Source organism: uncultured Nocardioides sp., from assembly GCF_947488025.1.
Lineage (GTDB): Bacteria > Actinomycetota > Actinomycetes > Propionibacteriales > Nocardioidaceae > Nocardioides.
The window spans coordinates 12346-26393 of record NZ_CANKYS010000003.1 but is presented as its reverse complement, the minus strand read 5'-3'; the positions used below and the strand labels follow the sequence as shown (position 1 = coordinate 26393).

Annotated in this window: 14 protein-coding genes; 11 read left to right on the top strand and 3 right to left on the bottom strand. The window is 73.5% G+C overall.

Going from position 1 to position 14048, the window contains the following annotated elements:
* Positions 1-30: 30 nt before the first annotated feature.
* From Q1B24_RS06705 to Q1B24_RS06675, 7 genes are all read left to right on the top strand, one after another.
* The gene (locus tag Q1B24_RS06705) at positions 31-1338 is read left to right on the top strand and encodes a cytochrome P450 (RefSeq protein WP_299925239.1); all 1308 of its coding nucleotides are present in this window, start codon (positions 31-33) and stop codon (positions 1336-1338) included.
* 181 nt (positions 1339-1519) lie between these two features.
* Complete coding sequence (locus tag Q1B24_RS06700) at positions 1520-1897, top strand: response regulator (protein WP_299925236.1); 378 nt, start codon at positions 1520-1522, stop codon at positions 1895-1897.
* On the top strand, positions 1894-3015 hold the full coding sequence (locus tag Q1B24_RS06695) for an adenylate/guanylate cyclase domain-containing response regulator (RefSeq protein WP_299925233.1): 1122 nt from the start codon (positions 1894-1896) through the stop codon (positions 3013-3015). Before Q1B24_RS06700 ends, Q1B24_RS06695 begins: the two co-directional genes overlap by 4 nt.
* Before the next feature lie 4 nt (positions 3016-3019).
* A complete protein-coding gene (locus Q1B24_RS06690; RefSeq protein WP_299925230.1) occupies positions 3020-4594 on the top strand; it encodes a peptide ligase PGM1-related protein in 1575 nt (524 codons plus the stop codon).
* Positions 4591-5205 (top strand): histone deacetylase, encoded by a 615-nt coding sequence (locus Q1B24_RS06685; protein ID WP_299925227.1) that lies wholly within the window; start codon positions 4591-4593, stop codon positions 5203-5205. Before Q1B24_RS06690 ends, Q1B24_RS06685 begins: the two co-directional genes overlap by 4 nt.
* Positions 5206-5230: 25 nt before the next feature.
* Positions 5231-6298 (top strand): family 43 glycosylhydrolase, encoded by a 1068-nt coding sequence (locus Q1B24_RS06680; RefSeq protein ID WP_299925224.1) that lies wholly within the window; start codon positions 5231-5233, stop codon positions 6296-6298.
* Positions 6299-6323: 25 nt separating this feature from the next.
* Positions 6324-7130 carry a thioesterase family protein gene (locus Q1B24_RS06675; protein WP_299925221.1) on the top strand — a complete coding sequence of 269 codons (807 nt, stop codon included), beginning with the start codon at positions 6324-6326 and terminating at the stop codon, positions 7128-7130.
* A gap of 2 nt (positions 7131-7132) precedes the next feature.
* Here the strand turns inward: Q1B24_RS06675 and Q1B24_RS06670 are convergent, their stop codons facing one another.
* On the bottom strand, positions 7133-8239 hold the full coding sequence (locus Q1B24_RS06670; protein ID WP_299925218.1) for a hypothetical protein: 1107 nt from the start codon (positions 8237-8239) through the stop codon (positions 7133-7135).
* A gap of 57 nt (positions 8240-8296) precedes the next feature.
* On the opposite strand from Q1B24_RS06670, the gene Q1B24_RS06665 reads away from it, so the two are divergent.
* From Q1B24_RS06665 to Q1B24_RS06650, 4 genes are read left to right on the top strand one after another with little or no spacing between them, the layout of a single operon-like run.
* A complete protein-coding gene (locus tag Q1B24_RS06665; RefSeq protein WP_299925215.1) occupies positions 8297-8596 on the top strand; it encodes a hypothetical protein in 300 nt (99 codons plus the stop codon).
* 5 nt (positions 8597-8601) lie between these two features.
* Positions 8602-9513, top strand: a complete 912-nt coding sequence (gene mshB, locus Q1B24_RS06660) for an N-acetyl-1-D-myo-inositol-2-amino-2-deoxy-alpha-D-glucopyranoside deacetylase (RefSeq protein WP_299925212.1) — start codon at positions 8602-8604, stop codon at positions 9511-9513.
* 10 nt (positions 9514-9523) lie between these two features.
* A complete protein-coding gene (locus Q1B24_RS06655; protein WP_299925209.1) occupies positions 9524-9898 on the top strand; it encodes a hypothetical protein in 375 nt (124 codons plus the stop codon).
* Between the two features lie 9 nt (positions 9899-9907).
* Positions 9908-11659: a VanW family protein gene (locus Q1B24_RS06650; RefSeq protein WP_299925206.1), complete on the top strand. Its 1752-nt coding sequence runs from the start codon at positions 9908-9910 to the stop codon at positions 11657-11659.
* A 5-nt stretch (positions 11660-11664) separates the two neighbouring features.
* Here the strand turns inward: Q1B24_RS06650 and aspS are convergent, their stop codons facing one another.
* Together aspS and Q1B24_RS06640 are read right to left on the bottom strand one after the other, a co-directional pair.
* Positions 11665-12933: an aspartate--tRNA(Asn) ligase gene (gene aspS / locus Q1B24_RS06645; protein ID WP_299925203.1), complete on the bottom strand. Its 1269-nt coding sequence runs from the start codon at positions 12931-12933 to the stop codon at positions 11665-11667.
* A gap of 231 nt (positions 12934-13164) precedes the next feature.
* Positions 13165-14001, bottom strand: a complete 837-nt coding sequence (locus Q1B24_RS06640; RefSeq protein ID WP_299925200.1) for a hypothetical protein — start codon at positions 13999-14001, stop codon at positions 13165-13167.
* Positions 14002-14048 lie beyond the last annotated feature (47 nt).

Below are 14048 nucleotides of genomic sequence, written 5' to 3'. Positions count from 1 at the left end.
CGCCAGCCTAGGCAGCACTACCCTCGGGTCATGGCGGCGCCCACCAGTGAGCTCAGGTCGGCGGTGCACTGGGGCGTCGCGCACGGCCTGCCGACGCTGTTCCTGCGTCGCGCGGCTGCGCGGGGCGACCTGCAGGCCCGGCTCATCCGGCTCGGCGCGACCGGTTCCTACGAGGTGTTCGACCTCGTCGAGGAGATCCGGTCGCACGGCCCGCTCTACCGCTCCCGCATCGGCCACGTCACCACCAGCCACGCCGCCGTACGCCACGTGCTGACCAGCGACGACTTCCGAACCGGGCTGCCCACGGCGCAGGGTCCGCTCGGCCGGGTCTCCCGGTGGGCCGCGCCGAGCACGCTCCACCCGGTCGAGCCGCCGTCGCTGCTCGTGACCGAGCCGCCCGACCACACCCGCTACCGCAAGCTCGTCACCCGCGTCTTCACCATGCGGGCGGTGGAGCGGCTGCGCGAGCGGACCGAGGAGATCGCCGCCGACCTGCTCGACTCGCTGGAGGCGCGGGCGTCCGACCCCGTGGACCTCGTCGAGACCTACTGCTCGGTGCTGCCCGTCACCGTCATCGCCGAGATCCTCGGGGTGCCCGAGCAGGAGCGGGGCCAGGTGCTCGACTTCGGCTCGGCCGCCGCGCCGAGCCTCGACCTCGGGCTGGGCTTCCGGCGCTACCGGTCCGTCACGCGGGCGCTCGCGCAGTTCGACGCCTGGCTCGGCCGGCACCTCGAGACGCTGCGCCGGACGCCGGGCGACGACCTGCTCAGCCAGCTCGTCGCGGTCCGCGAGGAGGGCCGCGGGCTCGACGAGACCGAACTGAAGGCGACGGCCGGCCTGGTCCTGGCCGCCGGCTTCGAGACGACCGTCAACCTCCTCGGCAACGGCATCGCGCTGCTGCACGACCACCCCGACGAGCGCGCCCGTGTGAGGGCCGACCCGTCCCTGTGGCCCAACGTCGTCGAGGAGGCGCTGCGGCTCGACCCGCCCGTGCTGCTCACCGGCCGCATGGCGGTCCGCGACACGGAGGTCGCGGGCCGGGTGGTGCGCGGCGGGTCGATGGTCACCGCGATCCTCGGCGGTGCCAACCGCGACCCCGACGTCTTCGCCGACCCGCTGCGCTTCGACGTGGCCCGCCCCAACGCGCGCGACCACATCTCCTTCTCCGCCGGTCGCCACCACTGCCTCGGCGCCCAGCTCGCGCGGATGGAGGGCGAGGTCGGGCTGCGGGCGATCTGGGAGCGCTTCCCCGACCTGCGGCTCGAGTCCGGTGCCCGCCGCCGCGAGACCCGCATCCTGCGCGGCTTCGAGACGCTGCCGGCCACGCTGCGGCCCTGATCGGCCACCGTCCCCGACCCGGGACGTCATGGAAAGGGCCGGTGCGAACCCCGGAAGTCCATGACGTCCCGGCCGTTCCCCCAATTCGGGGCTTGCCGGTGCCGCACCGCGGGAGCACACTCGACAAGCGGGGGGCTGCAAGGACGGTGCCATGGAACAAGGCCCGAGGCGGTGGTGTGTCGTGAGCCCCAAGGTCCTGGTGGTCGAGGACAACGCGCTCAACCTCAAGCTGGTGCGCGACGTCCTCGAGCATGCCGGCTACGACGTGGCAGCGGCGGCCACGGGCGAGCTGGGGGTGGCGTCCGCGGCGAGCGAGCCGCCCGACCTCGTGCTGCTCGACCTTCAGCTGCCGGGCATCGACGGCCACGAGACGCTGCGCCGGCTGCGTGACGGCGTCCTGCCAGACGGCGTGCCCGTCGTCGCCGTGACCGCCCTGGCGATGGCCGAGGACCGCGACCGGGCACGGAGCGCGGGGTTCGACGGCTACCTGGAGAAGCCGATCAGTCCGCGATCGCTCCCCGGGCACGTGGAGCGCTTCCTGGCCGGAGGAGGGTCGTGACCGGCCAGGTCCTGCCCCGCCGGACCGTGCTCGCGGTCGACGACCAGCCGACGAACCTCCGCCTCCTCGACGCAGTGCTCTCGCCGCGGGGCTTCGAGGTCCTGTCGGCCTCGAGCGGGCCGGAGGCCCTCGACCTGCTCGCGTCGACCGCCGTCGACGTCGTCCTGCTCGACGTGCAGATGCCCGGCATGGACGGGTGCGAGGTCTGCCGGCGGATCCGGCAGGACCCCCGCACCGAGTTCCTCCCGGTCGTGATGATCACCGCCGGTGGCGGCGCGCAGCGGCTCGAGGGCCTCGAGGCCGGCGCCGACGACTTCATCACCAAGCCCTTCGACCAGTCCGAGCTGCTCGCGCGGGTCCGGTCGCTCGCACGGATCAAGGGCTACCACGACACCGTCCGCCGCCAGGCGGCCGAGATCGCCACCTGGAACCGCGAGCTCGAGGCCCGGGTGGCCGCCCAGGTCGAGGAGATCGAGCGCATGGGCCGGCTGCGCCGCTTCCTGTCCCCGCAGCTGGCCGACGTCGTCGTCAACGACGAGGGACTCCTGGCCAGCCACCGCCGCGAGATCGTCGTGGTCTTCTGCGACTTCCGCGGCTTCACCTCCTTCGCCGAGGCCTCGGAGCCCGAGGAGGTGATGCACGTCCTCGGCGAGTTCCACCTGGCGCTCGGGACGCGGATCGAGGAGCACGGCGGGACGCTGGAGCGGTTCACCGGTGACGGCGTGATGGTGTTCTTCAACGACCCCGTCCCTGTGCCCGAGCCGGCCGGGGCGGCGATCGCGATGTCGCTCGCGGTGCGTGAGGACGTACGACGTCTCGCGTCCGGCTGGGCGCGCCGCGGGCACGACCTGTCGCTCGGGGTGGGTGTGGCGCAAGGGTTCGCCACGCTGGGCCGGATCGGCTATCCCGGTCGCTCGGACTACGCGGCCATCGGCAGCGTCACCAACCTCGCGGCCCGGCTCTGCTCCGACGCCGGTCCGTGGCAGGTGCTGGTGACCGACCGCGTGCTGGCGCAGGTCGAGGAGCTGGTCGCGGCCGACGTGGTCGGCGACGTGCAGCCCAAGGGCTTCAGCCGGCCCGTGCGGGTCCACGACGTGCTGGAGACGACCGGGAGGTAGGCGGATGGACACGGTGGCGGGCGCTGCGACGACCCTGGCGGACCTGGACGAGGAGCAGCGCTACGCCGTCTTCGACGACCTGCAGCAGCACCTGCCGCAGGTGTGGGACGCCATGCGGACCGACCGGCCCGAGGAGTCGGCGGTCGTCGTGCCGTCGATCAGCCTCGAGAGCTCGACGGCGACGAGCGGGACGTTGATGCAGGCGATGGAGGAGCGTGCGCTGTTCCAGCTGCTGCTCCTGCGGCAGCCGATGCTGACCCTCGTCTACGTCACCTCCTCGCCCATCGCCGACGAGATCGTCGACTACTACCTCGGCCTGCTGCCCGGCGTCATCCCCAGCAACGCGCGCCGGCGGCTGCGGCTGGTGTCGGTCGGCGACGCGTCGGTGCGGCCGCTGAGCCAGAAGGTGCTCGACCGGCCGCGGGTGCTGCACCGCATCCGCGACCTGGTCCCCGACCGATCGATCAGCCACCTGATCCCCTACACGACGACCGAGCTCGAGCGCGACGTCGCGATCAGCCTCGGCATCCCGATGTACGGGTCGGACCCGCGGCTGGCGTCGCTCGGCAGCAAGTCCGGGTGCCGCCGACTGTTCGCGGAGGCCGGCGTCCGTGCGCCCGCCGGGGCCGAGGGCCTCCGCACGGTGGACGACCTCGTGTCGGCGACGAGGCGGATGCGGGCCGCGATGCCGTCCCTGGCGGAGGTCATCGTGAAGATCAACGAGGGCGTGTCCGGGTCGGGCAACGCGCTCGTCGACGTCACCGGGCTGCCCGCCCCCGGCGATCCCGACGAGGAGCCCGCCGTGCGCGGCCGCATCGGCGGGCTGCAGCCCGAGGCGGCGGACCTGGCCGTGAGCGAGTTCCTCGCCGGCTTCGAGCGCCTCGGCGGCGTGGTCGAGGAGCGGATCACGGGGACGGCGCTCACCAGCCCGAGCGTCCAGATGCGGGTGCTGCCCGACCGGACCGTCGAGCTCCTGTCGACCCACGACCAGCTGCTCGGGGGAGCGAGCGGGCAGAAGTACCTCGGCTGCGTGTTCCCCGCCGACCCGGCGTACTCCCGCCTGATCTCCGAGCCGGCCATGGTCGTCGGGCGCGACCTCGCAGCGCGCGGCGTGCTCGGGCGCTTCGCCGTCGACTTCGTCACCGTCCGCGACGGCGCCGGCGACTGGACCGCCCACGCGATCGAGCTCAACCTCCGCAAGGGCGGCACCACGCACCCCTTCCTCACCCTGCAGTTCCTCGTCGAAGGGGAGTACGACGGCGCAGCCGGGCTCTACCGGGACGCGTCCGGCACCCCCAAGTTCCTGGTCGCGACCGACCACCTCGAGGACGACCGGCTCAAGGCGCTCACCCCGCGCGACGTGTTCGACGTCGTGGTGCGCAAGCGGCTGCACTTCGACCACTCCCGCAAGACGGGCGTGGTGTTCCACATGCTCAGCTGCGTCACCGAGTGCGGCAGGCTCGGCATGACGGCGATCGGAGACAGCCCCGAGCAGGCCTGGCAGACCTACCAGGACGCCACGGAGGCACTGCTCGAGGAGGCCACGCTGGCCCTCGTGCCGGGGACCACGGCCACGTGACCGACCCCGGGACCCACGTCTGGTACGCCGCCTACGGGACGAACCTGTCTCCCGCGCGGCTGGGCTGCTACCTCTCCGGCGGGCGGCCCCCGGGAGCCGCCCGCGACTACGACGGGTGCCGCGACCCGTCCCCGCCCCGGGCCCACCGGCCCGTCAAGCTGCCCGGTCGCCTGTCCTTCGCGGGGGAGTCGGGGGTGTGGGGAGGCGGGATGGCCTTCTTCGTCCCCGGTGGTGACGGCGTCGTCCACGCGCGTGCCTACCTGCTGGGCCTCGACCAGCTCGGCGACCTCGTCGCGCAGGAGGCGCGGCGACCGGTGGGCGCGGACCTGGTCCTCGCCGCCGACGGCCGGCCGACCCGCCACGGGCTCTCCCGCACCTACGACGTCCTGCTCGACCTGGGCGAGCTTGACGGGCACCGCCTCCTCACCCTCACCGGCACGCGCGTCCCGGCGGCCGCCGCCCCGTCGGCGGCGTACGTCCGCACGATGCTCGAGGGCCTGACGGACGGGTTCGGGCTGGACGCCGACGCCCGCGCCGGCTACCTGGCGGCCGCCGACGGGGTCGCGCCCCGCTGGAGCATCGAGGCACTGCGCCGGATGTTGCCCGCGTGAACCGACGCCGGGGTAGGTTCCCCCGGTGCCGAACCGAGGAGCAGCGCGCCTGCTCGTGCTGCTGCTCGCCGCGTCCCTGCTGACGCTGGCCCGTCCCGCGTCCGCCGCGTCGGCTGCGTCGGCCGAGGAGTGGGTGCCGCGCCCGGTGCTCAACGTCGACTTCCCCGATCCGGCGGTCGTCGCCGCGCCCGGCGGGCTGGTCGCCTACGCCACCGGTGACCTGGTGCCGCACGCCTGGTCGCGCCAGGCCGACGGCCCGTGGCGGCGCGGACCCGGCCTGCTGACCCACAAGCCGTCCTGGTCGCGCCAGGGCGGGGTGTGGGCGGTCGACGTGGCGCGGGTGCGCGGCCGCTGGCTCCTCTACTACGCCACCCCGGTCAAGGGGATGGGCGAGCACGGCCGCTGCATCGGGGTGGCCCGCTCGCGCGCCGCCCGCGGCCCGTTCCGGCCCGTGGGGAGCGCCCCGCTCGTGTGCCCGTCGTACGCCGGCACGCCGACCGCGCAGGACCCGTTGCTGCCGCGCGACCCGACGCTGCCGCGCGCCGGGGTGATCGACCCGTCCTTCTTCCGCGACGCCGACGGGTCGTCGTACCTGCTCTACAAGACCGACCGGATCCCGTCCACCGTCCGCCTCGTCGCCCTGACCCGCGACGGGCAGTCGGTGAAGCCCGGGGCGACGAGCCTCGAGCTGGTGCGCTCCGAGGGCGTCCTGGAGAACCCCGTGCTCACCCTGCGGCCTGAGGGCTACGTGCTCCTGTCCTCCGAGGGCGACTGGACGCGCTGCGGCTACGCGACGACCTGGCGCCGCTCGACCGCCCTGCTCGACTGGACGGCGGCCGTGGGCGGGGTGTTCCTGGACACGACGACCACCGGCCTGTGCGGGCCGGGGGGCGCCGACCTGGTCGAGCGGCGCGACGGCGAGCTGACGATGTTCCTCCACGGCTGGACCTGCCGCGGCACCGCGCTCCCGTGCTCCGGGACCGGGAAGTGGGACCACAAGCCGCGACAGCGCGGGCGACGGGCGCTGTACGCCGCCGAGCTGGGCTGGCTCGACGGTGTGCCGCAGGTCACCAGGTGGCTCCGCGCGCGCTGAGGTGAGCCGGACCTAGGCTCGGAGGATGGCCTCCGAGTGGGACACCCACACCTCCGTGACCGCGGCCGGCGACGGCCTCTTCGGCGCCGACCTGGACCCCGGCTGGGTGGTCGGGGGCGGTGTCAACGGCGGCTACCTCCTCGGTGTCGTCGGCCGGGCGGTCGCCGAGGCCGTACCGGCCAAGCCGCACCCGCTCACGGTCAGCGCCTACTACCTCTCCGCCTCCCGCCCCGGTCCCGCGCAGGTCTCCACCCGCGTGCTCCGCGAGGGCGGCTCGGTCGCGACCGTGGCGGCCGAGCTCGGCCAGGAGGGTGACACCCGCCTCACCGCCCTCGCGACCTACGGCGACCTGCGGTCGATGCCGTCCGACGTGGCCACCACGGCCGAGGAGCCGACCCTGCCGCCGATCGAGGAGTGCGTCGCGGCCTCCCTCGCGCCCGACGACGTACGCCGGACGGCGCCGCTGCTCGAGCGCTTCGACATGCGCTTCGACCCCGCCTGCGTCGGGTGGGCGATGGGCGCGCCGAGCGGCAACGGCCACATCCAGGCGTGGTTCCGGATGGCCGACGGCCACGACGTCGACGCGGTCGGCCTGCTGATGGTGTGCGACGCCCTGCCGCCGGTCACCTTCGACCTCGGACGTCCGGGCTGGGCGCCGACCCTCGAGCTCACCGTCCACGTCCGGGCCGTCCCGGCGCCCGGCTGGCTCAAGGTCTCCCACCGCACCCGCAACGTCGCCGGCGGGATGTTCGAGGAGGACTGCGAGGTCTGGGACTCCGCGGGCCGGCTCGTCGCGCAGAGCCGCCAGCTGGCGATGCAGCCGCGCTCCTGACCTCAGTCGAAGAAGCGCCGGTCCATCGACACGATCCAGCGCCGGCGCGGGTGCTCGGTGAGCGACCAGATCCGGTCGGTGGAGGGCCAGTAGGTCAGGTCCTCGGGGCCCATCGGCAGCGCCCAGCGTCGCTCGCGCATCGAGCCGGGCCGGCCGGCGAACACGCTGCCCGGCATCCACGGACCGTGCGACACCGTGACGTGGTAGCGGCCCCCGGCCAGGACGGCACCCTGCATCTGCCTGACCCCGCCCTCGTCGATCGCCAGCGGTCGGGAGAAGCCGTCGTCGCCCGAGGCGAGCTGCCACGTCGCCGGGTCGAGCTCGTAGCGGGCGAGCCGGGTCGTGGCGTCGGGGTCGAGGGCGTACTCACCCGCCAGCAGCGCCGGCGGCTCGGAGCGCCGGTCGAGCGACATGAAGGAGTAGCGCAGCTTCTCGTGCCCCTCGTCGGCGAAGGCCTGGTAGGTGAAGCGCACGGGCAGGACGTAGCGGTGGCCGTAGGAGTAGAGGGTCGAGCCCTCGATGCCGAAGCGGTCCGGGTGGTCGTCGTCCCCGGCCACCCGCATGATGTCGTCGACGCGCGCGGTCACGAAGCCGCGTCCGGTCGCCGCGACGTGGAGGTAGGGGCCGGCCCACACGATGCCGCCGGCGTGGATCTTCATCGGCCGCAGGGTGAGGCGGCCGGTCTTGTCGAAGACCGGCGAGACCAGCAGGACGTGGCGGTACTTCCCGGAGTCGAGGTCGACGAAGGTCACCCGCGAGCCGCGCTTCACGCCGTCCCGGCCGGTGGAGTACCACGTCGTCACCACCACCCGTCGACCCCCGATGTCCTCGGTGTCGGAGGAGTCGGCGCTGGTCGAGATGCCCTGGGGGTACCACTGCTCGTCGCGCTCGTCGTAGTCGTCCCAGCGGTAGGCCTCGCGCACGGCCCGGCCGAGCAGCCGGGGCACGACCCGGGCCCGCCGGACGTCGTACTTGAGGTCGTCCAGCAGCCCGTCGAGCCCCGTCGGTTCGCCGAGCACCGAGGCGAGGGCCGCGATCTCGCGGACGTTCTCGTCGGTGCGGCGCAGGTGCACCCCTTCGACGTACGGCGACTCCGAGGCGGTGGTCATCCCACGACACTAGCCAGCGGCGTCGGGGGAGACCCGGCCCGATGGAGAATGGCCCCCGTGAGGGCGATTTTCTTCGACGAGGACGACGCGCGGGCGGTCGTGGACCGGCTCCGCGCGGACGGCTTCGAGGCACACGTCGAGCGCGAGCGGCTGGCGGGCGAGGACGACGACGAGGACCACCCGTGGGCGGTCCTCAGCGATGCCCCGGCGTTCATGCTCGAGGTCCTCGTCGACACGCACGACGGCTGGCTCGACGAGGGCGACGGCGCCGAGCCACCTCGGGAACAGGGCGCCCCCTCGCCGCCGTTGCACCTGCCGACCGCGCCCAAGCGCATCAAGCGCCCAGACCTAGGCTGACACCCATGACGCACCGTCCCGACCGCCGCATGCTCCTCGTCCACGCCCACCCCGACGACGAGTGCATCAACAACGGCGCCACCATGGCGCGCTACGTCGACGACGGTGTCGGCGTCACCCTCGTCACCTGCACCGCCGGAGAGATGGGGGAGGTGCTCGTGCCCGAGCTGTCCTACCTCGCCTACGAGGACAAGGGTGGGCTGGGCGAGCACCGCCGCGGCGAGCTCGACGAGGCGATGAAGGTCGTCGGCGTCACCGACCACCGCTTCCTCGGCGGCTTCGGCCGCTACCACGACTCCGGCATGGCCTGGCACGAGGAGGGCCACGCGATCGCGGCCGAGGAGATCCCCGAGAACGCCTTCTGGAACGCCGACCTCACCGAGGCCGCCGACGAGCTGGTGAAGGTGATCCGCGAGGTGCGCCCACAGGTGCTCGTCACCTACGACCAGTTCGGCGGCTACGGCCACCCCGACCACATCCAGGCCCACCGGGTCGCGATGTACGCCGCCCAGCTGGCGGCCGTGCCGTCCTACCGGCTCGAGCTCGGCGAGCCGCACGACGTCGCGAAGATCTACTGGACCGCGATGAGCGAGTCGCGCATGCGGGAGAGCCTGCGCCAGCTCCGCGAGTCCGGTGACACCGAGACGTTCGCCGGGATGGAGCCGGACGGCAAGCTGCCGCCGTTCGTGACCCCCGACGAGCTCATCAGCGCCCGCGTCGACGGCGCCGCGACCGTCCAGCGCAAGATGGACGCCCTGGCCAAGCACGCCACCCAGGTCGAGCAGGACGGGCACTTCTTCGCCGGCGCCGAGAGCGGCCACTCGTGGTGGTCCGACGAGTACTACCGCCTGGCCAAGGGCACCCCCGGCGCGGCCGGTGCGGACGGGTTCGAGGAGGACCTGTTCGCGGGTCTGTGAGGGCGGCCCGGTGAGAGCGGGACTCGGGCTGGCGGCCCTCGTCGTCGGGCTGGTGTCCGGCGCCGCGGGCACGCTCGTGCACCAGCGCTGGTGGGGCCTCGCCCTGGCCCTCGGCGCCGCGCTCGCCACGCTCGCCTGGCTGCCTGCAGGGGGTGTGCGGCTGGCGTTCGCGGCGGGCTGGTGCGTGCCCGTGCTGCGGGGCGCCCTGGAGCGTCCGGGAGGTGGCTTCCTGATCAGCGGCGACGCGATCGGGTGGTCGTTCCTGGCCGGCTCGGCGGTGCTGCTGGTGGCGGCGGTGACGACCGCGGGAGCGGGACGTCGTACGCCCGGGCCGGACGCCCGGGGACACGCCGACGATCCGGGAGTTCGGGGTCTGCCCTCCTAGACTCGCCGCGTGCCGAAGAACCAGACCAGTGACGCGCAGCCCCGCGAGAAGGCGGGCGCCAAGGTCGTGCTGTGGCTGCTCCTCGGGCTCGTGGTGCTGTTCGGCGGGCTCTACGTCGCCGCGCACTACGTCGCCGGCGACAAGGTCCCGCGCAACACGACGGTCGCCGGTGTCCGCATCGGCGGGCACCCCCAGGACGAGGCCGCCGAGCGGCTCCGTGCGGGGCTCGCCGACCGGGTCGCGCGCGACATCGCGACCACCGTCGACGGCGAGCAGGTGGCCGTCGACCCCGCCCAGGCCGGCCTCTCGGTCGACTACGAGGCGTCCGTCGCCGAGGCCGGCGGCGAGGAGAGCTGGGACCCGGTCCGGCTCTGGAGCTACTTCACCGGCGGAGAGACCTCCGAGGCGGAGGTCGAGGTCGACGAGCCCACCTTCAACGCCTTCCTGGCCGGCCTCGACGAGCAGCACGGCGCCACTGCGCGCGACGGGGCGATCACCTTCGCCGGCGCACGCATCGAGACCACCGACCCGCGCCCCGGCCGGGCGCTCGACCCGAGCGACACCCTGACGGCCCTCGAGGGCGCGTTCCTCGAGGAGTCGCCCGAGGTCGTCGCCCTCGAGATGGCCGAGGTGCAGCCCGCCATCGACGGCTCCGACGTGCAGGAGGCGCTCGACCAGTTCGCGTCCCCGGCGGTCGCCGCTCCGGTCACGCTGACGTTCGAGGGGTCGACCGTCAAGGTGTTCCCGGCCGACTACACCACCGCCCTCTCCCTCGTCCCGACCGACGGCGAGCTGGTGCCCACGCTCGACGGCGCGAAGCTGTCGGAGGTCGTCGGCTCCCGGGTCACCCAGGGCGCTCCCGTCGACGCCACCGTCGCGCTGGTCGGGGGCCGTCCGCAGGTCGTGCCGGCCAAGCCGGGCGTGACCTTCGACCCGGCCGAGCTCGAGGCCGGCTTCCTCGGCGTCGTGGCCCAGCCGCAGGGCGAGCGGACCCTCGCCCTGACCGCCCAGGTGGCCAAGCCGGACTTCACCACCAAGGAGGCCCGCGACCTGCGGGTCCGCGAAGAGGTCTCGACGTTCACGACCTACTTCCCCTACGCGGAGTACCGCAACGTCAACATCGGGCGCGCCGCGGAGATCGTCGACGGCACCCTGCTCAAGCCGGGGGAGACCTTCTCCCTCAACGACACCGTCGGTGAGCGCACCGAGGCCAACGGCTTCACCAAGGGCTACGTCATCAACGACGGGATCCTCGTGCAGGACCTCGGCGGCGGCGTCTCGCAGATGGCCACGACGTTGTTCAACGGCATGTTCTTCGCCGGCCTCGAGGACGTCGAGCACAAGCCGCACTCGTTCTACATCGACCGCTACCCGATCGGGCGCGAGGCGACCGTCGCGTGGGGTGCCGTCGACCTGCGGTTCCGCAACGACACCCCCTACGGCGTGCTCATCGACACCTCGTTCACGAATTCGACCCCGTCGTCGTCCGGTGCGGTGACCGTGACGATGTACTCCACCAAGTGGTGGGACATCACGACCAGCACCGGCGAGCGCCACAACCTCACCCAGCCCGAGACCCGGCGCATCGACTCGCTGACCTGCCACCCCAACGAGGGCTTCGGCGGCTTCGACATCGACGTGGTGCGCTACTTCGAGCCGGTCGGCGAGAACACCGAGGACCGCGCGGACGAGGTGTTCAGCACCACCTACACCCCCAGCGACACGGTGATCTGCACCAATCCCGACGCCGTCGACGAATAACCCACCTACGGCGTCAGCCGGTGGAGGTCGCGCGGGAAGAGCGTCACCTCGCGGACGTTCGCGGTCTCGACCAGCCGGGCGACCCAGCGCTCCAACCCGATCGCGAACCCGCCGTGCGGCGGCATCCCGTGGCGGAACGCCTGCAGGTAGGAGTCGTACGCAGCCGGGTCCTCGCCGCGGGCCCGGAGCTTGTGCTCGTAGTCCGAGGGACGGTGCAGGCGCTGGCCACCGGTCACCAGCTCCAGGCCCCGGAAGAGCAGGTCGAAGCTGTGGGAGCACTGCTCGTCGCCGGGCCACGGGTGCGTGTAGAACGGCCGCTTCGCCATCGGGTAGCCCTCGACCGCCACGAAGTCGCTGCCGTGCTCGGCGAGCGCCCACGCGCCGAGCGCGCGCTCGTGCTCGGGTGCCAGGTCGGGCTCGTCGGCGGGGGCCCCGACGAGCGCCAGCGCGTCGCGGAAGTGGATGACCGGGATCTCCTCAGGCACGACCGGCAGCCGCGCGCCGGTGCGGTCGACGGCGGCCTCCTCGGTCGCCACCGCTGCGACCATCCCGGCCAGCACCGAGCGCAGCACCGCCAGGACGTCGCGGTGGTCCTCGATGAAGCCGAGCTCGACGTCGAGCGAGCGGTACTCGGCCAGGTGGCGCACCGTGTCGTGCGGCTCGGCACGGAAGACCGGTCCGACCTCGTAGACGCGCTCGAAGACGCCGACCAGCTGCTGCTTGTAGAACTGCGGGCTCTGGGCGAGGTACGCCGGTCGCCCGAACCAGTCGACCGGGAACACGTTCGCGCCCGACTCCGTCGCCGTACCCACGATCTTGGGCGTGGCCACCTCGGTGAAGCCCAGTCCGTCGAGGGTGGACCGGAAGCCGCGCAGCGATGCGGCGGCGAGCTCCCAGCGAGCGCGCTGGGCCTGGTGGCGCCACAGCACCGGGGCGTGGTCGAGCAGCGTGGGCAGCGAGACGTCGAGGGCCGGTCGCCACAGCTCGGCCGGCGGTGTTGCCGCCTCGTCGGTCAACGCCACCACGGTGGCGTCGGTGACCTCCGTGCCCCCGGGCGCCTGCTCGTTGGCGGTCACCGTGCCGGTGACCCGCACGGTCGTCTCCTCGGACGGCACCGCGGTGCCCGCGGGCAGGACGACCTGCGCCAGCCCGCTCCGGTCGCGCAGGACGAGGAAGGTGACGCGGGAGAGGTGTCGGCGCCGGTGCACCCAGCCCTCGAGGGTGACCTCCTCGCCGGGCGTCGAGGCGGGCAGGTCGTGGCAGAGCGTTCGCATGTGTCCTCCAGTGGGTGTCGGCCCTGGAGGTGTGGGCGGGGGCAAGATCGCGGTGCCACCACACCTTCGCCGGCGGCCCCGGAGGGTGCCGGCCTCTCGTCGGTGACGCCGGACGCGCGGACGGCCGCTGCTCTGCTGCGCAGGGGGTTCGTCAGGCCCCGCGGTCGTCGGGGCGAGCCTAGATGGGCCGGATGACAATGCGCGACCGGTTATCCGCGGCGGGTCGAGTGCCTACGCGGTCGTGGTCGCCGCGTGGCCCGGCACTCGACCGTCACGGAGAGCGGCGCGGGCCGTGATCCCGAGCACCGCGACGGCGGCGACCGCCGAGACGACACCGACCAGCGTGGAGGCGGGCTCGTCGGTGAGCCGGCCGACGGCGATCCAGGCCAGTCCCCAGGCGGCAGCCACGGCGAAGCTCCACCGAGGGCCCGTACGCGCCACGACCACCGCCGCGACGACGACGACCACGGCGATCACCAGCGCGGCGACGAGCTCGCCCACGAGCGTGGACGTCTCGACGCCGTCGGCGACGAGGGTGGCGGTGATGTTGGCGCAGGTGGCGACCGCGACCCAGCCCAGGTAGAGCCCGAAGGTGCCGTCGACCACGACGCGCTGCACGAGCGAGGGCGCGGGACCGAGGTCCGCCAGGCGCTGCACGAGCACCCCCAGCACGACCACCAGCGCGAGGATCACCACGACGCTGGCCCACAGCCACCCCTGCTGGGTGACGAGCAGCCAGCCCGCGTTCAGCACCATCGACGCTGCGGCGAGCCAGCCGGTCCGTCGGGCGCGCGGGTCGGTCGTCGCAGGCGGCAGCCACTGCCACACGGTGTAGGCGGCCAGCCCGGCGTAGACCACCGACCAGATCGAGAAGGCTGGGCCCAGCGGGGCCAGCAGGGTCGCGTCGGCGGCGAGCGCGCCGCCGGAGGACTCCTCGACGCGGGTGCCGATGACGCCGACCCCGACGAGCGTGCCGACGATGCAGAAGACCTCGGCCAGGGTCACGACCACCTGGCGGCCGCGGTCGGCTCCGGTGGCGGCGGGGGCGGTGCGCTGCGCGGTGCTCACGCCGCCATCCAACAGGACGCCAGGTGAGGACGGAGACGCGAGGAGCG